The following is a 19,692-nucleotide window of genomic DNA, read 5'->3' as shown; positions in this document are numbered from 1 at the left end:
CTCACTCGACGATCTCCCCGAGGCCCGCGAGGTCGTCGCGGTCGGCGGCGAACGGGTCCTCGCCGTCCAGCGCGCGCCCGATGCGTCCCGGCGTCGACTGCTCCCACAGGTCCTGGCCGGTCTCCCGCCACTGCTCGCTCGCCGCCGCGCCGGCCTCCTGCCCCGACTCGGCGGAGAAGTCCGGGACCAGGCCGCGGCCGACGTCCTCCCACGACCCGTCCTGCGCCGCGTCGAGGTCGGCCGACGGGTCGCCGACGGCCAGCGTGGCGAGGCGGCGCAGCACGCCGGAGACCGAGGTGTCGACGCCGTCGTACTCGACGCCCGCGGCGTCCAGGGCCCCGGCGACCTCCTGCCCGCCCGCGACCAGCGCGCGGATGCCCCACGACCAGCGGTCGAGGAAGCCGTCGACCGACGCGGCGACCTCCGGGTGACCCGCCTCCTCCCCGTCGAGCGCGAGGAAGGACAGCCCGCGGCCGGACGCGGCGAGGTAGTCGTGGCCCACCTCGCCGAGGGTGTCGACGACCCCGCGGATGCCCTGCGCGGTGCGCGCGAGCATCGCCGGGTCGACGCCGAATCCGCCGCTCACGCCCCGGGATGCTGCCCGCGGGGCGGGCGCCGTGGGTGCCGTTCGTGCGTAGTTCCCCGCATCCGCCGAGCCGCGCTCGCCGTCAGGGTGTCGGGCGTGCCGGATATCCTCGCGGGACGCCGCAGCGGGTGGGGAGGTGCCGTGACCAGCGTCGACGGCGCCCGCCGGGGTGGGCCGGCCCGCGGCCACGCGCACCTCGTGCCGCTGTGGCGCGGCTTGGTGGTCTACCGGGTGGTCGCGCTGGTCGCGGCGATCGTCAACCTGGTGCGCTTCGGCGACGGGTGGGCACGCCCCACGCTGGGCGTGCTCGTCGTGGCGGCGATGGTCGTGTGGACGGCGATGTCGTCGCTGCGCTACCTGCACCGCGGCGACGCGCGCACGGCGGTCGTCGACCTCGTGGTCACGTCGCTGGCGACGGCGTCGACCCTGCTCGTGGAGACCCCGGCGCGGCTCGCCGAGGGCGGCCCGGTGATCACGACGGTGTGGTCGGCCGGCCCGGTGCTCGCCCTGGCGCTCGCGCTGGGCTGGCGCGGGGGGCTCGTGGGCGGCGTCGTGACCGTCGGCGTGCTGTTCGCCGTGCGCCGGGCCGTCGACGCCGACCTGGTGTTCGACACCCAGCTGCTGCTCGTCGCCGGGCTCGCCGTCGGGCTCGCGGCCGACACCATGCGGCGGTCGGGCGAGCGGCTGCGCGAGGCCACGGCCCGCGAGGCGGCCACCGCGGAGCGGGAGCGCCTGTCCCGCGACATCCACGACGGCGTGCTGCAGGTGCTCGCGCTCGTGCGCCGGCGCGGCGCCGAGCTGGACGGGGACGCGCCGGCCGTGGAGCTCGCCCGTCTCGCCGGCGAGCAGGAGGCGGCGCTGCGCCGCCTCATCACCTCCGCGCCCGTGCCCGGACCCGACGGCACCGTCGACCTCTCGTCCCGCCTGGCCGGGGCACTGCCGCCGCGGGCCTCGCTCGCCGTGCCGGCGGAGCCCGTGCTGCTGCCCGCGGCCGTCGTCGACGAGCTGGCCGCGGTGCTGCGCGAGGGCGCCGCGAACGCCGCCGCCCACGCGGGACCCGACGCGGGGCTGTGGGTCCTCGTCGAGGACGCGGCCGACGAGGTCACCGTGAGCCTGCGCGACGACGGCGTCGGCATCCCCGCCGGGCGGCTGGACGAGGCGGCCGCCGAGGGCCACCTCGGGGTCGCCGGGTCGATGCGCGGCCGCGTCGCGGACCTGGGCGGCACGATCACGCTGCACACGGGCGCCGGGCAGGGCACGGAGTGGGAGATCACGGTCCCGCGGAGGGGGAGCTGATGGTGCGCGTGATGGTCGTCGACGACCACCCGATCTGGCGCGAGAGCGTCGCGCGGGAGCTCGGCGAGCGCGGGGTCGACGTCGTCGCCACCGCCGCCGACGGTGCCGCCGCGGTGCGGATCGCGCCCGCGGTGCGGCCGGACGTCGTGCTCATGGACCTGCAGCTGCCCGAGCTCTCGGGCGCGGAGGCGACCGCGCGCGTCCGGGAGGCGCTGCCGGACACCCGGGTGCTGGTGCTCTCGGCGAGTGCCGAACAGGGCGACGTCATGGCCGCGGTGCGGGCCGGCGCCTCGGGCTACCTCGTGAAGTCGGCGGGGCTCGACGAGCTCGTCGACGCGATCACGCGCACGGCCTCCGGGCACGCCGTGTTCTCCCCCGGCCTGGCCGGCCTCGTGCTCGGCGAGTACCGCCGGCTCGAGAACGCCGGGCCCGACGAGCCCCGCCTGACGCCGCGCGAGACCGAGGTCCTGCGGCTGGTGGCCAAGGGCCTCACCGCCAGGGCGATCGCGGAGCGCCTCGTGCTCTCCCACCGGACCGTCGAGAACCACGTGCAGAACTCCCTGCGCAAGCTCCAGCTCACCAACCGCGTGGAGCTCACCCGGTACGCCATCGAGCGGGGGCTCGACGCCGACGACTGACGTGTCTCTCTTGACATGTCTGTATGGACAGGTGAGGCTGACGGTCGTGACGGAGCACGCGAACGCTGAGCAGACCAGTGACGAGCAGCAGGGCCACCCGGCCCGCACGATGCTCACCGCCCTGCTCTACGACGTCGGGGCGCCGCTGATCGCGTACTACGGGCTGCACCTGCTGGGCGCGTCGGACTGGGTCGCGCTGCTGGTGGCGACGCTCGCGGCGGGCCTGCGGCTGGTGTGGGTCGCGGTGCGCACCCGCGAGGTCACGTGGTTCGCCGCGGTGATGCTCGCGGTGTTCGGCCTCGGGCTCGCGCTGGCGTTCGTCGGCGGCGACCCGCGGTTCCTGCTGGTCAAGGACTCGTTCGGCACCGCACTGGTCGGCACCGTGTTCCTGGCCAGCCTGCGCTTCGGCAAGCCGCTGACGCTCTCGGCGTTCCAGACCTGGCAGCCGCGCCAGGCGCAGGAGATGGAGGAGTACTACCGGACGCTGCCACCGATCCGGCGCATGTTCCGGCGCAGCGCGATCGTCTGGGGCGTCGGGCTGCTGCTCGAGGCGGCCCTGCGCATCCCGCTGATCTACCTGCTGCCGATCGACGTCATGGTCGGCCTGTCGACGGGGATGATGGTCGCGGTGATCGTCGGGCTGTCGATCTGGAACGGCTGGTACGGCCAGCGCGCGGGCGCGAAGGCGAAGGCCTGGGCCGCGGAGCGGGCCGGGTCGGACGGCACGCGCGCCACGTCGTGACGGTCAGCGGACGGGCTCCCCGGCCGCCAGCCGCTCCAGCGACCACTGCGCCCAGCCCTGCACGGCCTCGTACTGGCGGATCCCGTACTCGCCGGCCAGCCGTCCGAACGGCAGCGGGTCGCCGGGGCGGTGCTCGGCGTCGTCGGCGTCCATGACCGCGCGCAGCGCGTCCCGCTCGCGGGCGCAGTGCTCGGCCATGCCCTCGAGCAGGGCGCGCGCGTCGTCGGGCTCGAGGGACTGCACGAGGAACATCCGCAGCACCGTCTCGTTGCGCACCGTCGCCTGCTCGGGCCAGTGCAGCATCCAGCGGCGGAGCTCGGTGCGACCGTCGTCGGTCAGCGTGTAGGTCTTGCGCCCGCGGGGCCCCGCCTCGTCCACGACGACCAGGCCGGCCTCGGTCATCTTGCCCAGCTCGGGGTAGATGCGGCTGTGCCCGGCCTGCCAGGCGTACTGCCCGATGCCACCCTCGAAGGCGCGCGTGAGGTCGTACCCGCTCGCCGGGCCGTGGGCGAGCAGGCCCAGCAGGGCGTGGCGCAGCGACATGGAGCCGGACGCTACCAGTCCGTATTGACATGTCCAGATTGACAGGTAAAGGTGGAGCGCATGACCAGCACGCCCACGTCGATCGGCCGTCGCCCCGAGCTGGGTGGGCGGTTCGCCCCGGTGCCCGACGAGATCGACGCCGTCGACCTGCCCGTCGAGGGCGCGCTGCCGCCCGAGCTCACCGGGCGCTACGTCCGCAACGGGCCGAACCGGCTGCCCGGGGAGGAACCCGGCCACCTGTTCACCGCGCACGGGATGCTGCACGGCGTGCGGCTGCGCGACGGTGGCGCGGAGTGGTACCGCAACCGCTGGGTCCGGACCCGCGCGCTGGAGGGCAGGCCGTTCCTCTCCGAGGCGGGCGTCGACCTCGCCGCCGTCCCGGCCAACACCCACGTCATCGAGCACGCCGGGCGCCTGTTCGCGCTGGTCGAGAACGGCCTGCCCTACGAGGTCGACCGCGACCTCGGCACCGTCGGGCCCTGCGACTTCGACGGTCGGCTGACCACGGCGATGACGGCGCACCCGAAGACCGACCCGGCGTCGGGCGACCTGCACTTCTTCGGGTACTCGCCGTTCCCGCCGTTCCTGACCTACCACCGGCTCTCGGCCGACGGCACCGACCTGCAGAGCCGCGAGGTGGCGGTCGCCGGGCCGACGATGATGCACGACTTCGCCATCACCGCCGAGCACGTTGTGTGGCTCGACCTGCCGCTGACGTTCCAGTGGGAACGGATGGCCACGGGGATGCCGTTCGGGTGGGACGACGCGTACGGCGCGCGGCTCGGCGTCATGCGGCAGGACGACCCGGCGTGCGCCGTGACCTGGTTCGACGTCGATCCCTGCTACGTCTTCCACGTCGGCGGCGCGTACACCGACGCCGAGGGCCGCGTGGTCGTCGACGGGGCCCGGTACGCGCCGGCGGACGTCGCGGTGATGTGGGGCGCGCCCGTGCCGACCGACCCCGCGGCGGCCGCCGCGGCGACCGGCGCCGCCCGGATGCACCGCTGGGTGCTCGACCCGCGCGACGGCTCGGTGGTCGAGACCGCACTCGAGGACCGCGGCGTCGAGTTCCCGACCATCGACGAGACGCTGGTCGGACGCGAGTCGCGGTGGCGCTACGCCGTCGCCGACCGCGGGCTGCGGGGTGAGCAGGCGGGCGCCGTGGTCAAGGTCGACACCGACGGGACGCTGACCGCGCACGAGCTGGGCCCGGACGTCGTGTCGGGCGAGGCGGTGTTCGTGCCCTCCGCGGCGCCGGACCGCGCCGAGGACGACGGCTGGCTGCTGACCATCACGACGACCCGCGACGGCTCGGCGTCCCGGTTGCTGGTCCTCGACGCGACCGACGTCGCCGCCGCCCCCGCCGCCGCCGTCACCCTGCCCCGCGGCGTGCCGTCGGGTTTCCACGGCTCGTGGGTGCCTGACGGCAGGTGAGCAGAGATCAGTGCTGCAGCACTGATTTCTGCTCACCTGGCGCAGCCACCTCAGTTGAGGTGGGCGCGCCAGCGGCGGGCGTGGCGGTGCAGGGCCTCGGCGTCGCGGGGCAGGACCTCGGCCCACTCGTCGAGCAGGGTCGCGGCCTCGCGGAACGCGGCGCGCCGACCGCGGACCTCGGCGAGCTCGGCCACCTCGACCGCGGAGACGCCGGGCAGGCCCAGGCGCATGCGCAGCACCCAGCCGAGCTCGGCGAGGTCGCCGCGCGAGCGGTGGATGCCGCGCAGGTTGGTCAGCATCCGCACGAGCACGGCCTCGGTGCCGATCGGCGCCAGCAGGGCGTCGTCGAACGGCACGTCGCGGCCCACGCCCGTCGACTCGCGGAACCGCCGGACGCACCGGTCGCGGTCGAGCAGCTCGCCGGTGAAGGGGTCGAGATGGAGGTCCGACCCGACGGGGTGGACGAGGAAGTGCCCCGGCATCCCGACCGGCTCGAGCGCGACCCCGGCCCGCCGCCCCACCTCCAGGCACACGACGGCGAGCGTGATCGGGATGCCCACCCGGCGGGTGAGCACCTCGGTGAGCGAGCTGTTGCGCGGGTCGTAGTAGTCCACCCGGTCGCCCCGGAAGCCGGCCTCGACGTAGAGGCGGCGCACGAGGCCGTCGAGGTCGCCCACGCCGTCGGCCAGGACGTCCAGCTCGGCGCGCGCGGCGTCGGTGTCGGCCTCCGGGTCCGCCGCCCGCGCGATCTCGAGCGCGGCCGCCAGCAGGTCGGGGTCGCCAGGGCCGACGAGCGCCAGGAAACGCTCGACGGCGCCGTCGACGGCGGCGCGCCGGTCCGCGTCCCTGCCGTCGTGACCGTCCACGCGGGGCATCCTGCCTGTCCCCTGGACGCAGCGCTGGACGTCAGGCGGGCGGGCCGACCACGTTCGTGGCCCGTGTCCAGGTCAGGGCGCCGTGCTCGAAGTTCTGCTGGCGTCCCGCCGGGACGTCGTACTCGCCGCTGGTCGGGTAGCCGAGCGGCGACCGTTCGGCCCCCGCGCCGCGCCACTGCTCGGCGATCGCGCCGGTCACGGGCCACGCCCCCGTGCGGGGCGACCAGATGACCGTCCCGTGCTCGAAGTCGGTGCTGCGGCCTGTGCCGTCGGCGGTCGGCCCCTCGACGCGGGTCGCCTCGCCGAGGACGGCGCGGTCGGCCGCCCAGGCGGCCCGCACGTCGGTGGCGGACTGCGCGATGAGGCCCTGCACCATCGCGCGCAGCGGCTCCATCATCGCGTAGGCCGCGTCGCCGGGGCAGGTCGTGCGCCCGACGTCGCGGTGCGCGAACAGCGCCGGCACGGTCGTCGTCTGCCCCTTGGGGATGCGCGACGTACCACCGCCGGACGACGTCAGCTCCACCTGCTGGCGGGGGTCCTGGTAGAGCCCGCCGAGCTTCCAGGCGGCCAGCGCCGCGACCGAGTTCATGGTCGCCGCGTCCGGCGGGATCATCGTGTAGTTGCCCATCATCGCGATGCCGAAGGTCTCGCGGTTGAAGCCGCCGGCGTGGGCGGCGACGACGTTGCGGTCGAGGCCGCCCGCGCGACCCTCGAAGATCGTCCCGTACTTGTCGACGAGGGCGTTGTAGCCGATGTCGCCCCAGCCCTGGGTGCGCGCGTGGTAGGCGTAGATCCCGCGCACGATGCCGGCCGACTGGTCAGGGCTGTAGTCGTTGGACTCGCTCGTGTGGTGGATCGTCACGGCCCGCACCGCCGGCGTCGTCTCCGGCGGCCAGGTCATCATCGACTCGTCGGCGCCCCACTGGGCGCGCGTGACGTAGTGCGGTGCCGCCGGCCCGCGCGCGGCGCCCAGCGCGCCGATCGCCTGGTCGTTGCTGCCCGTGCCCGGGTCGATCCGTACGACCTGGACCTGGTCGGTGACCGGCTGCCCGGCCCGCGTCGCGCGCACCTCGACGCCGGTGCGGTCTCCCACCCAGATCGGGTCGGTGCCGCCGCGTTCGGGGACACCGGCGGGGTCGGTGGCCTCGCGCTCGCTGCCGGCGGCGTCGAGGTCGGTCCAGGTGCCCCAGTGGCCCGCGGCGTCGGTGGAGCGCAGGGAGACGGTGTCGGGGGCCGGCCCGGTCCACGTGACGCCGACGAGCCGCAACGGCGTCGCACTGCGCGCCTGGCGTGCACCGAACGAGTCCCGCCCGCCGGGGGCGTAGGCGACCGGCTCGATCCCCGGGACCACGGGAGCCGACGCCGGCAGCGCCGCGGGCGGCATGACGGCGTGGGCCGGGTCGAGCTGGACCGGCGGTGCCGTCGGGATCGGTGTCCCTCCCGGCGGCAGCGGTTCGCGCGGTGCCGCCAGGGCCGACCCGGCGGGCAGCAGCAGCACGGTCGCGACGACCGTGGCCGTCAGCGCCACCCCCGCCCGCGCCGACCTGCGCACACGCCCCCTCGGGGCCCCGGACCCGGCCATCGCGCACGCACCTCCGCTCGCCCGGCGCGGTCCCCACGACCCGCCGTGACGATCACCTTGACCCCCACACGAGCACCACTGGCCACACCACGCGCAGAAGGCGCCCGGTCGGGTGACTTCGGGGGCGCGCCGCGAGGGGACCGAGGGACGCCTTCGCTCGGTGTCACGGAGCGAAGGGCGCCCTCGCTCCGCCTCGGGGCCGGGCTAGAGGTGCGCCTGGGCGAAGGTGGCGACGGTGCGCATCGCCATCGCGTCCGCACCGGCCCCGATCGGACCGGCCACCACGGGGATGAGCTTGGTGACGTTGAGGGCGCCGCGGCGGGTGAACCGCGAGGTCAGCCGGTAGCCGATGCGCGTGTCGAGCTGGGCGCGGACCTCGGTCGGCAGCCGGCGCAGGCCGTGGAGCAGGGAGGCGTTGACGAGGTCGAGGCCCGTGCGCTCCGCCAGCTCGACGCCGTCACCACCCAGCACGCAGATCATCGCCGCGGTGCGGGTGACGGGGTCGTCCAGGTCGCGGCCCCGCAGCGACGCGATCGTCGCGGCGAGCCGGGTGCCGAGCAGGTAGAGGCCGGTGATGCCCGCGGGGGCGGTGACCACGAGCGTGGCGGCCCCGCCGAGGCTGGTCACCAGCCCGGAGCTCGCGGCGAGGCGCACGTGGCTGCCGGTGACGCGACGGACCGCGGCCTCGACGTCGTCGTCGGTGGCGGCGAGCGCGTCGGCGGCCACCGACGGCGCGCCGGCGACGGGACCGATGCCGCCCACGGCCCGGCGCCACAGCTCGTCGACCAGGGTGTCGGGCAGGCTCACCGCACCAGTGTCGCGGGTCCCGCTCAGTCGAGGAGATCGCAGGCCGCCGCGAGCGTGCCGGCCCAGCGCTCGCGGCGGTCGCGGTCACGCGCCCGCTCGAGGCGTTCGCGCTGCGGCGCGGCGTGCGCCCACGCGAGGACCGCGTCGTCGACCCGCGCGCCGTAGAAGGCGTCGACCACCAGCTCGGCGAGGTGGTGGTCGGCGCTGGCGATCTCCTTGTACTCCCAGATCGCCAGCAGCCGCTCCGGCGGGTCGCCGAGCGCACCGAGCCCGTCGAGCATGGCCACGGCGGTCGCGCCCTCAGGGGCGTCCGGGTGCGTGTCCAGCAGCGCCGACCACACGGCGTCGGCGACGTCGCGCACCGCGTCGCGCTCGAGGTCGCCCCAGTCCGCCCAGGTCTCCGCGATCCGGCCGAGCACCGTGCGCAGGTCGACCCGGTCGTCGGTGAGCGCCCGGCGCAGCAGCCACGGGGTCAGCGCGCGCAGGTCCTCGAGGGTGCCGAGCGTGTTGCCCAGGGCGAGCGCGAGCGTCAGCGGGTCCGCGGTCGCGACCAGCACCTCGCCGTGGCAGTGGGGGCAGCCCGCGAGCGTCCGCGGGGCGGGGTACGCCACGAAGGCGGCCTCCAGGCCCCACAGCGCGGCGTCGACCCCCGCGTCCGTCTGCACGTCCATCGAGGGGAATCTTCGTCAACCGCAACGCGACACGCTGGGCCGATAGAGCGAACATGACTCAGTTGTGTGACCGTGCGTGGCTCTCGGTACCGCCGAGCGTGTCAGCACGTCCACTCGTCCTGTCGTCGAGGGGACACCGCGAGGGCCGCGACACGCCCGGGAGCGGCTGGTCGATCACATCGGCGGGCGGTGACGGGCCCGGTCACGCAGCATCGGAACATGCGTTCCCGTCACCCCGCCCCCGCGGCGGGCCCCGAGACCAAGACGACCGGCGGGGTCGTCCGCGGCATCAGCAGCCACGGCGTGCACTCCTGGCGCGGCATCCCCTACGCGGCCGCCCCGGTCGGCGACCTGCGCCTGCGCCGGCCGCACCCGGTCGTGCCCTGGGAGGGCGTGCGCGACGCCTCGCGGTTCGGGCCGGTGCCGATCCAGGAGCGCATCGGCGAGTTCATCGGCGCGGGACGCGACACCCCGATGAGCGAGGACGCCCTGACGCTCAACGTCAGCGCCCCGACGACGCCGTCGGACACCCCCCGGCCGGTGATGGTCTGGTTCTACGGGGGCGCGTTCGTCGTCGGCGCCTCGTCGGCGCCGACCTACCGGGGCTACGACTTCGTCCGCCGCGGCGACGTCGTGTACGTCAGCGTCAACTACCGCCTCGGGGCGCTGGGCTACCTCGACTTCTCCGCGTACGGCACCCCCGAGCGCCCGATCGAGTCGAACCTCGGGCTGCGCGACCAGATCGCCGCCCTGGAGTGGGTGCGCGACAACATCGCGGCGTTCGGCGGCGACCCGGACCAGGTCACGGTCTTCGGCGAGTCGGCCGGCGCGATCTCGGTGACGACGCTGATGGCGACCCCCTCGGCCCGCGGCCTGTTCCACCGCGCGATCGCCGAGAGCTCGGCGCCGGGCATGGTGTTCGGGCAGGAGCGCGCGCGGGCGTGGGCAGCCGGGTTCGTCACCGCCCTGGGTGCCGACGACGACCCCCTCACCGGCCTCACCACGGCGACCGGTGAGCAGCTCCTCGCCGCCGCCCGGGTCCTGCGCGACCACCTCGGCGACCAGCCCGGCACGATCCCCACCGCGCCCGTCGTCGACGGCGACCTGCTGCCGGAGGCGCCGCTCGACGCGTTCGAGGCCGGCCGGGCGGCGGACATCCCCCTGATCATCGGGACCAACGACACCGAGGGCCGGCTGTTCGAGCTGCCGCGGATGCGGATGGACGTGCTGGTCAGCGAGGAGCGCGCGTCGAGGATGTTCGCGCTGACCCAGCCCGAGCTGCGCGAGCAGGTCCTGGGCGCCTACGAGGGCCGCCCGTTCCGCAAGGACCTCGGCGGCGACTACATGTTCTGGTGGCCCTCGGTGCGGGTGATGCAGGCCCACCGTGGTCCGGTGTGGGCCTACCGCTACGACCTCACCACGCCGGTGCTCAACCTCATGGGCGTGCGCGCCACGCACGGCATGGAGCTGTTCACCGTGTTCGGCGTGGCCGACCGGGCGCGGTGGCTCACCGCCCTCGGCGGCCGCGCGGCGCTGCGGGCGATGCAGGACCGCGTCCAGGACGACTGGCTCCACTTCGCCCGCCACGGCACGCCCGCGTCGTTCTGGCCCGAGTACGAGCCGGACACCCGCCTCACGAAGATCCTCGACCGGACCGACCGCGTCGAGGCCGACCCCCGCCGCGAGCGCCGGCTCGCGTGGCAGGGGTTCCGCGGTTACGACTGATCGGAGCGGGGCTGGGCCGCGACCCGGCGCCGGTGGAAGCGCAGGGTCAGCACCAGCGACACGAGCGCGACGACCGCGAAGACGATGCCCAGCACCACGCTGTGCTCGTACAGGAAGAAGATCAGCGTCACGCCGATCGACAGGATCGTGCCCAGGATGCCGATCCCGACGTTGAGCTTGAGCTCGCTCTGCTTGTCCGGCGAGCTGTCCGGGTCGGCGGCGGGGTTCCGGACCCTCGGTGCGCTGTCCTCGCTCATGGCCGGATTACTACCCCCTCGGACGGCCGCGTTGAACCCCCGGACCGGGTCTCCACGGCGAGTTCACAGGCGTCGCCGCAGGCCCGACGCGCGGCCGATCGGCCGGGCGATCGCGGCCCGGACGGCCTCCTCGGTGCCGACGAGCCGCACACGCACCCGAGCACGGGTCACCGCGGTGTAGAGCAGCTCGCGGGTGAGCAGGGGCGACTCCGCCGGCGGGAGGATCACCGAGACGCGGGCGAACTGGCTGCCCTGGGCGCGGTGCACCGTCATCGCGTAGACCGTCGCGACGCCGTCGAGCAGGCTCGGCGCGATCTCGACCGGCGCCCCGCCGCGCGCGAACACCGCCCGCGGGCCGCGCGGGGTGCCGATGACGACGCCGGTGTCGCCGTTGTAGATGCCGCGGTCGTGGTCGTTGGCCGTCACCAGTAGCGGACGGCCCGGGTACCACTCCTCGTCGCGGTCGGCCACCGGCCCGGACTCCACGAGCCAGCGCTCGACGTCGCCGGCCCACCGCGTCACCCCGTAGGGCCCGCGACGGTGGGCGCAGAGCAGGCGGTGCTCGTCGAGGCGCTCGAGGGCGAGGGCCGCGTCGCCGTCGAGGGCCGCGACCTCGGTCTCCGCGGCGCCGCCGACGACGTCCTCGCGCAGCTCGGCGAGGCCGGCGGGGTCGCGGGTCGTGAGGTCGGCGTCCTCGACGAAGACGACGTCGTGCTCGCCGGCGCGCAGGGCCCCGAGCGCCGCGTCGGCGTCGCCGGCCCGGATCGCGGCGGCGAGCGTCGCGATGGTGCCGTGGAAGCGCCAGGTGCGGTCGAGCACCGTGACGCCGCCGCGCACGGGCGGCCCGGGCGCGCCCGCGCGCTCCAGTGCCGCGTCCAGCGCCGGCTCGGGCTCCGCGGGCGCCGCGACGAGGTCGCCGAGCACCGCGCCGGCCTCGACCGACGCCAGCTGGTCCGGGTCGCCGACGAGCACGAGCCGCGCGTCGGGCCGGACCGCCTCGAGCAACCGCGCCATGAGCGTCAGCGACACCATCGACGTCTCGTCGACCACGACCACGTCGTAGGGCAGGTGGCGGTGGCGGTCGTGGCGGAACCGCGACGACCCGCGGATCGGGCCGAGCAGGCGGTGGATCGTCGACGCCGAGAGCCCGCCGAGGCGCGCGCGGTCGGCCGCCGGCAGGTCGACCTCGGCCAGCGCCTCCTGCAGGCGCGCCGCCGCCTTGCCCGTGGGGGCGGCCAGCGCGATGCGCAGCGACGGGTCCTGGTCGCGCAGGACGGCGAGCAGGGTGGCGACGGTGGTGGTCTTGCCCGTGCCCGGCCCGCCGGCCAGGACGCTGGTCCAGCGCAGGGCGGCGACGGCGACGGCGCGGCGCTGGGCGTCGTCCGGGGCCCCGGCGAAGAGACGGGTGAGGGCGGCGCGCAGGCGGTCGGTGTCGACCGTCGGCGCCGCGGCGGCCGCCCGGCGCGCGAGGGTCTCGCGGACCTGCTCCTCCTGGCGCCAGTAGCGGTCGAGGTAGAGCAGGCCGTCGACCAGGCGCAGCGGGCGCCCGGTGGTGCCCGCTGTGTCGTCGGCCACCAGCGGCGACATCGCGACCGCCGCGGTCCAGGGCGCCGGGTCGGGCCACGGGAGGTCGGAGGTGTCGACGACCTCGTCGCCCTCGGCCAGCACCGTGCGGTCGACCGCCGCGAGGTCGAGGCACACCGACCCGGCCCGCAGCGCCCGCACCACGAGCGCCGCCGCCAGCAGCACCTGCTCGTCGGTCTCCCCGCCGAGACGCCCGAGCCGGCGGGCCACGTGGACGTCGGTGGCGGCCAGGACCCCGCGCTCGTTGAACGCCGCGAGGAGGCCGGTGGCGCGCGTGGCGAACCGGATGCCCTCCTCGGCGACCAGCTCGGCGGTCACGTCGCCCTCCCGTCGAGCAGGGCGGAGAGCTCCACCACCAGGGCCGGCGGCGGGTCCCACGCGAACACGCCGCAGGTGGTGCCGTCGACCACCGGGGTGTCCGGCCCGCACATGCCGCGCAGGAACAGGTACAGCACGCCGCCGAGGTGAGCCGCCGGGTCGTAGCCGCGCAGGCGCCAGCGCAGGAACCGGTGCAGCGCGACCGCGTACAGCACGGCCTGCAGGGGGTAGTGCGACGCGATCATCGCCGCGGCCATGGCCGTCGGCCCGTAGTGCGCCGCGGTCAGCGGCGCGCGGCCCGTCGGGCCCACAGGCCCGAGCCAGTTGGTCTTGTAGTCGACGACGACGAAGCGCCCGTCCGGCCCGCGGAGCACGCCGTCGATGCTGCCGGTGAGGTAGCCGCGCAGGACCTGCTCGGCGACGGCCTGGGCGTGCGGGTGCACGAGGGCGTCCGGGTAGGCGGCCAGGGGGTCGCCGGCGGGCAGGTGGCGGCGCAGCAGCGCGGCGACCTCGGCGAGGGTCACCGGGGCGTCGCCGGGGCGGGTGCGGTCGCCGCCGGCCAGCGGCAGCTCGAAGTCGAGCTCGGCGAGCCGGTCGCGCGGGGCGACGTCGGCGAGCCGCGCCGGACCGCCCGCGGGCAGGGGCGTGAGCATCACCGGCAGCAGCGCGTCGGCGAGCGTCGGGGCGTCGACCTCGGCGTGCGGGCGGTGCCGCAGCTCGTCCTCCGCGGCGGCGACCAGGGCCGCGCGCAGGTCGCCCGTCGCGGTGTCGACGTTCTCGAGGACGCCGTGCACCAGCGTGCCGAACGCCGGGCCGAGGGGCAGGTCGGCCATCGGGGACGGCACCGGCGCGACGTCGTCGGTCACCGGCGCGGCGGCCTCGTCGGGGTCGGTCTCGTCGGCGAGGGTGCGCTCCTCGGGCTCGCTGCCCACGGCGCCGGCCGCGTGGGCCCCGGCGGTGAGCGACGAGTACGACGAGCGCCGCCACGCGAGGTCGAGCGGCCGGTCGAACGCCGCCGCGGCCAGGGTCCGCGCCCGACCGGCGGGCGGGACGTAGGGCACGGCCTTGCGGGGCTCGACGCGCTCGACGGCGATGTCGTCCCCCGCCAGGGCCTCGAGGCGCTCCAGGATCGTCTCGTCGTCGCGCAGGGAGCAGGTCGCGTCCGGGGTGGTGCCCGGCGCGGGCCGGCCGACGAGCAGCCGGTGCACGGCCGAGGACGCGGTGTTGGTGGACGGCGCCCACCAACACACGACCTGTCCCTGCGCCCGCGTCAGCGCGACGTAGAGCAGCCGGAGGTCCTCGCCGTCGTCCTCGGCGCGGGCCGTGGCGACGTGCTCGCCCCAGCCCGGGTCGTCGGTGCCGCCGACCGCCCGGACGCGGTGACCGTCCTCGTCGTGGTGGGTGACGACGGTCGGGGTGTCCGCCACCCAGCGGTCCCAGCCGAACGGCACGTAGACCACGGGGAACTCGAGGCCCTTGCACTTGTGCACCGTGAGCACCTGGACCGCGCTCGCGTCCGACTCGAGACGGCGGCTGCGCTCGGGGCGGATCTCCCCGGTGCCGGCCACGGCCTCGGCCATGCGCGTGCGCAGCCACTCGACCAGCGCGACGATCCCGAGGCGCGACTCGACCGCCGCGGCGTGCAGGACCTGGCCGATATGGCGCAGGTCGGTGATCCGCCGCTCGCCGTCGACGCGGGCGAGCACGCGCGCGGCCAGGCCGGTCTCGGCGGCGACGGCCTCGAGGAACGCGGCGACCCCGCGGTCGTGCAGCACCGCGCCCCACCGCCGCAGCGCCGCGCCGACCTCGGGCAGCAGGGTGTCGGCGTACGCGTCGAGGTCGGCGGCGCGGTGGCCGAGGAACACCGTCAGCGCCGCGGCCCGCACCCGGCCTGGGCGCCCGGGCTGCTCGACGGCCTCGAGCAGCGTCAGCCACTCCTCGGCGCTCTCGGCGGTGAAGACGCTGGTGGCGCCGGCGAGCACCGACGGCACGCCGGCCGCGGTGAGCGCCTCGCGGACGAGCGTCGCCTGCGCGTTGGTGCGCACGAGGACGGCCACGTCGCCCGGCCCGAGGGTCGGGTCCTCCCGGCCGTCCTCCCAGCGGGAGTCGGCGGCGACCAGCTCGGCGACGTCGGCGGCCAGGTCCGCGGCCACCTTCTCGCGCACCGGGCCGACCAGGGGCAGCCCGGTGCGGTAGTCGGCGCGCAGGCCCGCCCGCGGCATCGCCCGCAGGCGGAACGGCGCGGGCCGCGGCGCGCCGGCGAGCCGGCGCCCGGGGTGGGCGGCCCCGACGGGCGCGACGACGATCCGCTCGTCGCCCAGGGCCGCGCCGCCGAACACCGTGTCGAGCGCCGACACCAGGGGCGCGTCGCTGCGCCAGTTCTTCGCGAGCCCGGCCCGGGTGCCCGCGGACTCGACGGCCTGCAGGTAGCTGACGACGTCGGCACCGCGGAAGCCGTAGATCGCCTGCTTCGGGTCGCCGATGAACGTCAGCGCGCTGTGCCCGTGGAAGGCGACGCGCAGGATGTCCCACTGGATGGGGTCGGTGTCCTGGAACTCGTCGACCAGCACCACCGAGAACCGCGCCCGCAGCCGCGCGCAGGCCGCGTCGCCCAGCCGCGGGTCGACGAGGGCGCGGTGCAGCCGGGTGAGCATGTCGTCGAACGTGAACAGCCGCCGGCGCCGCTTGCGCTTCTCGACCTCGCCGCGCACGGCCTCGGCGAACGCCGCCCGCGCGCCCGCGGCGTTCGGCGCGTCGCGGCCGGGGGCGATGCGCGCGCCGGGGTCGGCGACCACCGACTGCCCGATCGTCAGCGCCGTCGCGCGGTCGAAGGCGGGCGGGCCCGCGTCGGGCACGGCGTACTTGCGCAGGTAGAAGTCGTCGACCACCTCGGTGACGACGTCGTCGATCCGCTCGACGAACGTGCCGTCGGGGTCGGTGTCGCCGACGATGCCCAGCCCGGTGAGCATGTCCTGGCAGAACTGGTGGGTGGTGGCGATCGTCGCGGCGTCGAAGCCGGCGAGCGCGGCGGCCAGCCGGGCGCGGCGGCGGGCCACCTCGGCGTCGTCGACGGCGGCGAGGAGCCGGACGACGTCGTCGTCCCCGCAGCGCGCGGTCTCCGGGTCGGCGAGGGCCCGCTCGGTGCGCACGAACCGGTCGCGGACGCGCTCACGCAGCTCGCGGGTGGCCTCGCGGCCGAACGTCACGAGCATGACCTGCGGCAACGTGGCGTGGCCCTCGGCGACGTAGCGGGCCGCGAGCGCGGCGATCGTGTAGGTCTTGCCGGTGCCCGCGCTGGCCTCGAGCACCGTGGTGCCGGTGGGCAGCTCGCCGCAGACGTCGAACGCGCGGGTCAGCAGTGCCGTCGTCATCGCCCGCCCAGCTCCTCGGCCTCGCGCAACGGCGTCCACAGTCGGGTGGCGAGGGCGCTGAACCGCGTGGGCGCCCCGCCGGTGGCCGCGCCGAGGATCTCGTCGAGCGGGCGGCGCCGACCCCACACCAGCACGTGGGCGGGCTCGTCCTGCTCGCCGCCCTGGCGCTTGGCCCACAGGTCGCGCGCGCGGTTCATGGCCGCGACCTCGCCCTTCGTCGCCCGCGCCTGCGCGTAGGCCTCGGACGTGCGGCAGAGCAGCGGCAGCGGCTCGACCATGCCCTCGGCGTGCAGGGCGAGGAGGTCGGCGAGGACCTCGCGCGCCGTGGCGGGCTCGAGCGGCCCGAGGGTCGAGACGAGAGTGGGCGCGCCCCAGTTGCCGCGGCCCACGGTGACGGCCCGCCACGCGCGGTCCGGGTGCGTGACGGCGAGCGCGAGGAGGTTCGCCCAGGCCCGCAGCCGGTGCTTGGGCGCGAGCCGGGAGTACGTCACCGTCACGAGCGTCGCCTCGTGCACGCCCGCCACGGCACCGACCAGCGCGTCGGTGGTGACGTCGACGTCCGTCGCGACGGCGTCGCGCAGCCCGGCGGCGGCCGTCACCAGCGGCTCGACCTGGCGGCCGACCTCGCGGATCAGCCGGTCGCCCAGCGGGCCCGGCGGGAGCTCGCCGCGGCGACGTTCGGCGGCGATGCAGGCGGCGACCTCGCGGCCGGCGAGGCGGTCGCGCAGGAGGCGCTCGCCGATGGCCCACTTGGCCAGGCCGTCGGGCTCGACCGGCACCGCCTCGACGGGCTCGTCCTCGTCACCGCGCGCGAACACCCCGAGGCGCTGGCGCAGGAAGGCCTTCACCGGGTGCTCGACGAAGCGCACCAGGTCGTCGAGGTCGAGACCGTCGGCGGGGCGCGCGGGCAGCGGGCCGGGCAGGAACGGCACGACCGCCCCGCGCTCGGCGACCAGCGCCCTCGTGCCCGCGAGGGCCGCGCCGTCGAAGGAGAAGGGGCCGCCGTCGTCGGCGGTGTCGAAGTCCGCGGGGTCGAACGGCTGCAGCGGGTTGCGCCGCGTGAGGTGGTCGCGGGCGTCCCGGCCGTCGGTGAAGGCGAACGTGGCGTCGAGGGTGTCGAGCAGCTCGCCGATCGGCACGGCCGGCGGACGGTCGGCGCCCGTGCGCTCGTCGGCGCCGGAGTGGACGACGACGAGGTGGTCGGTGGCCGCGAGGATCGCGTCGAGCAGCAGCTGGCGGTCCTCGGCGGCGGGGTCGCGCTCGCCCACGCGGGGGTCGCGCGCGAGGACGTCGTCGCCGTCGGCGCGGGTCTCGCGCGGGAACACCTGGTCGTCCATGCCGAGCAGGCACACCACGCGGTGGGGCACCGAGCGCATCGGCACGAGCGTCGCGACCGTCAGCGTGCCGGTGCGGAAGTTGGCGCGCGTGGGGCGCCCGGCAAGCCGGTCGCCGAGCACGGCGCGGACGTCGTGCAGCGTCATCACCGGGTCGTGCGGGGCGCTCTCGAGCACCGCGGTGAGCTCGGTGCGGGCCTGCGCGAGCTGCCACGCGTCGGCCGGGACCGTCGCGGTGAGCCCGTCGAGCCCGCGACGCAGGGCGGCGATCCAGGCGGTCAGCGGCTGTTCGCCGCGCAGCTCCTCGATCACCGACCCGACGCGGTCGACCAGCTCGCCGAGGCGCCCGACCCGCTCGGCGTCGGACGAGTCGACCTCGTCGAGGGGCAGCGCGTCGCCCAGCCAGTCGCCCCCGTCGGCCGACATGGCGACGCCGAGCAGCAGCCGGTCGAGCCCCTGGGACCACGTGTTGTCGGGGAAGCGGGCCAGCGAGAACGCCGCCCGGTGCGGCGCGTCGAGACCCCAGCGGACGCCGGCGCGCTCGGCGAGCTCGCGCAGGCGCGGGAGGTCCTCGTCGTCGAAGCGGAACCGGCGGCGCACCGGGTCGGACTCCGCGAGGTCGAGCAGCTGGGACGCCGTGACCCGAGCGTCGGCGAGGTCCAGCAGCGTGGCGAGCGTGCCGAACAGCGGGTTGACCTCCCGCAGCGAGCGATCCGCCAGCCGGACCCGCAGCCGGTGCCCGGCGTGGGTCGCGCCCTCGGCGTCGCCGAAGCAGGCGGTGACGAGCGGGGCAAACGTCTCGATGTCCGGGCACAGGACGATGACGTCGCGCGGCTCGAGCGTCGGGTCGGCCTCCAGCAGGCCGAGGACGGTCTCGCGCAGGACCTCGACCTGCCGGTCCGCCCCGTGGCACCGGTGGACGCGGATGCTGCCGTCGTCGACCGCGTGCCGACCCGACGGCGCGCGGTCGTGCCGGAGGTCGTCCTGCAGCTGCCCGAGCAGCGTCGCCGGCTCCTCGTCGCGGCCGTGATGGTGATCGGCGCGGGCGGCCCGGCCGGGGCGGGCGAGGCGCAGCTGCAGCTCGCGGACGTCGCGGCCGAGGCTCGCGAGCAGCGGGTGCGCGACGGCGCGGGCGCTCGTGTCGTCGGCCCGCCGCCCGGCCGTCTGCCCCTCGAGGCGCTTCCACAGCACCGGCGACGGGTGCGGCAGCCAGAGGTGGACGTCGTGGTCGACGCCGAGGGCGTCGAGGACCGTGAGTTCGGTGTCGGACAGGCGCGTGGCGCCGAAGAGCGAGAGCCGGGCCGGGAAGCCCGCCGGCACCCGGACGTCCGCGACGGTCTCGGCCGGGCTCTCCGCGTCCAGCCGGGCGCGGAGCCGCCGCCAGAGCTCGGGCTGCCAGCGCAGGTCCTCCGGCGTCGCGGCGTCGTCGCCCGCGGCCCAGACGCGGACGAGCGCGGGCCGGTGGTCCGCGTAGCGGGTGAACAGCCGGGCCAGGTGACGTGCCGCGGCGAACCGGCGGCCGCGCCGGGTGCCGCTCGGGTCGCCGACCCCGAGGAACGCGCCCAGCGGCGCGCACCACGGCTCCTCGGCACACGCGTCGATCGTCTCCAGCAGCGGCCAGACCAGCCGCTCCGGTCGCCAGGGGTCGTCCTCCGGGACGGCGAGGACGCGCCCGACCAGCTCCCCCGGCGACGGGAAGACGACGTTGGCGCACACGCCGTCGTCGCCCGTCGTGGTGCCGAGCCGGTGGGCGAGGCGCTGGGCGAGCCAGCGCTCGATCCCGCGCGTCGGGACCGCCACCAGCTCGGGCTCGAACGGGTCGGCCAGCGGGTCGGCCAGGACGTCCGCGAGGGCCTCGACGAGGTGGTCGGCCCGCTCCGCCCGGTGCACGTGCAGCACGTCCGCACCTCCCCCTCGCGACCCGATCTC

Annotated in this window: 15 protein-coding genes; 5 read left to right on the top strand and 10 right to left on the bottom strand. The window is 76.2% G+C overall.

Going from position 1 to position 19,692, the window contains the following annotated elements; genetic code table 11:
- Position 1 precedes the first annotated feature (1 nt).
- The gene (locus ABD994_RS08725) at positions 2-586 is read right to left on the bottom strand and encodes a hypothetical protein (protein WP_345413042.1); all 585 of its coding nucleotides are present in this window, start codon (positions 584-586) and stop codon (positions 2-4) included.
- A gap of 141 nt (positions 587-727) precedes the next feature.
- On the opposite strand from ABD994_RS08725, the gene macS reads away from it, so the two are divergent.
- From macS to ABD994_RS08710, 3 genes are read left to right on the top strand one after another with little or no spacing between them, the layout of a single operon-like run.
- Positions 728-1,882, top strand: coding sequence for a MacS family sensor histidine kinase (macS, locus tag ABD994_RS08720; protein WP_345413038.1), 1,155 nt, complete (start codon positions 728-730; stop codon positions 1,880-1,882).
- On the top strand, positions 1,882-2,520 hold the full coding sequence (locus ABD994_RS08715; RefSeq protein ID WP_345413036.1) for a response regulator: 639 nt from the start codon (positions 1,882-1,884) through the stop codon (positions 2,518-2,520). Before macS ends, ABD994_RS08715 begins: the two co-directional genes overlap by 1 nt.
- A 46-nt stretch (positions 2,521-2,566) precedes the next feature.
- Complete coding sequence (locus ABD994_RS08710; RefSeq protein ID WP_345413034.1) at positions 2,567-3,262, top strand: VC0807 family protein; 696 nt, start codon at positions 2,567-2,569, stop codon at positions 3,260-3,262.
- A 3-nt stretch (positions 3,263-3,265) separates the two neighbouring features.
- Here the strand turns inward: ABD994_RS08710 and ABD994_RS08705 are convergent, their stop codons facing one another.
- Entirely contained in the window at positions 3,266-3,805 is a 540-nt protein-coding gene (locus ABD994_RS08705) for a PadR family transcriptional regulator (RefSeq protein WP_345413032.1), read from the bottom strand.
- 60 nt (positions 3,806-3,865) lie between these two features.
- On the opposite strand from ABD994_RS08705, the gene ABD994_RS08700 reads away from it, so the two are divergent.
- Complete coding sequence (locus ABD994_RS08700) at positions 3,866-5,239, top strand: carotenoid oxygenase family protein (RefSeq protein ID WP_345413029.1); 1,374 nt, start codon at positions 3,866-3,868, stop codon at positions 5,237-5,239.
- 50 nt (positions 5,240-5,289) lie between these two features.
- Here ABD994_RS08700 and ABD994_RS08695 read toward each other — a convergent pair whose 3' ends face one another.
- From ABD994_RS08695 to ABD994_RS08680, 4 genes are all read right to left on the bottom strand, one after another.
- Positions 5,290-6,105, bottom strand: a complete 816-nt coding sequence (locus ABD994_RS08695; protein ID WP_345413025.1) for a transglutaminase family protein — start codon at positions 6,103-6,105, stop codon at positions 5,290-5,292.
- A gap of 40 nt (positions 6,106-6,145) precedes the next feature.
- Entirely contained in the window at positions 6,146-7,666 is a 1,521-nt protein-coding gene (locus ABD994_RS08690) for an N-acetylmuramoyl-L-alanine amidase (RefSeq protein WP_345413022.1), read from the bottom strand.
- Between the two features lie 234 nt (positions 7,667-7,900).
- Positions 7,901-8,503, bottom strand: coding sequence for a hypothetical protein (locus ABD994_RS08685; RefSeq protein ID WP_345413020.1), 603 nt, complete (start codon positions 8,501-8,503; stop codon positions 7,901-7,903).
- Between the two features lie 23 nt (positions 8,504-8,526).
- A complete protein-coding gene (locus tag ABD994_RS08680; protein ID WP_345413018.1) occupies positions 8,527-9,174 on the bottom strand; it encodes a hypothetical protein in 648 nt (215 codons plus the stop codon).
- Between the two features lie 219 nt (positions 9,175-9,393).
- Between ABD994_RS08680 and ABD994_RS08675 the strand changes: the two genes are divergently transcribed.
- Entirely contained in the window at positions 9,394-10,899 is a 1,506-nt protein-coding gene (locus ABD994_RS08675; RefSeq protein WP_345413015.1) for a carboxylesterase/lipase family protein, read from the top strand.
- On the opposite strand, the gene ABD994_RS08670 is transcribed toward ABD994_RS08675, so the two are convergent.
- From ABD994_RS08670 to recC, 4 genes are all read right to left on the bottom strand, one after another.
- The gene (locus tag ABD994_RS08670) at positions 10,890-11,156 is read right to left on the bottom strand and encodes a hypothetical protein (protein WP_345413013.1); all 267 of its coding nucleotides are present in this window, start codon (positions 11,154-11,156) and stop codon (positions 10,890-10,892) included. The genes ABD994_RS08675 and ABD994_RS08670 overlap by 10 nt on opposite strands.
- Before the next feature lie 63 nt (positions 11,157-11,219).
- The gene (recD, locus tag ABD994_RS08665) at positions 11,220-13,058 is read right to left on the bottom strand and encodes an exodeoxyribonuclease V subunit alpha (RefSeq protein WP_345413011.1); all 1,839 of its coding nucleotides are present in this window, start codon (positions 13,056-13,058) and stop codon (positions 11,220-11,222) included.
- Positions 13,055-16,429 (bottom strand): UvrD-helicase domain-containing protein, encoded by a 3,375-nt coding sequence (locus ABD994_RS08660; RefSeq protein WP_345413009.1) that lies wholly within the window; start codon positions 16,427-16,429, stop codon positions 13,055-13,057. The genes recD and ABD994_RS08660 overlap by 4 nt, the downstream gene beginning before the upstream one ends.
- A complete protein-coding gene (gene recC, locus ABD994_RS08655) occupies positions 16,426-19,662 on the bottom strand; it encodes an exodeoxyribonuclease V subunit gamma (protein ID WP_345413007.1) in 3,237 nt (1,078 codons plus the stop codon). The genes ABD994_RS08660 and recC overlap by 4 nt, the downstream gene beginning before the upstream one ends.
- Positions 19,663-19,692 lie beyond the last annotated feature (30 nt).

It is taken from the genome of Actinomycetospora chlora, assembly GCF_039542135.1.
Lineage (GTDB): Bacteria > Actinomycetota > Actinomycetes > Mycobacteriales > Pseudonocardiaceae > Actinomycetospora > Actinomycetospora chlora.
The sequence above is the reverse complement of the archived record's forward strand: the minus strand, read 5'-3'. Positions and strand labels throughout refer to the sequence as shown.

What these genes read in the sequence shown, in the direction of transcription:
- ABD994_RS08715 (WP_345413036.1), top strand. Translation starts at nt 1,882, where the DNA reads ATGGTGCGCGTGATGGTCGTCGACGACCACCCGATCTGGCGCGAGAGC.
- ABD994_RS08705 (WP_345413032.1), bottom strand. Translation starts at nt 3,805, where the DNA reads ATGTCGCTGCGCCACGCCCTGCTGGGCCTGCTCGCCCACGGCCCGGCG.
- ABD994_RS08700 (WP_345413029.1), top strand. Translation starts at nt 3,866, where the DNA reads ATGACCAGCACGCCCACGTCGATCGGCCGTCGCCCCGAGCTGGGTGGG.
- ABD994_RS08680 (WP_345413018.1), bottom strand. Translation starts at nt 9,174, where the DNA reads ATGGACGTGCAGACGGACGCGGGGGTCGACGCCGCGCTGTGGGGCCTG.
- ABD994_RS08675 (WP_345413015.1), top strand. Translation starts at nt 9,394, where the DNA reads ATGCGTTCCCGTCACCCCGCCCCCGCGGCGGGCCCCGAGACCAAGACG.
- ABD994_RS08670 (WP_345413013.1), bottom strand. Translation starts at nt 11,156, where the DNA reads ATGAGCGAGGACAGCGCACCGAGGGTCCGGAACCCCGCCGCCGACCCG.
- ABD994_RS08660 (WP_345413009.1), bottom strand. Translation starts at nt 16,429, where the DNA reads ATGACGACGGCACTGCTGACCCGCGCGTTCGACGTCTGCGGCGAGCTG.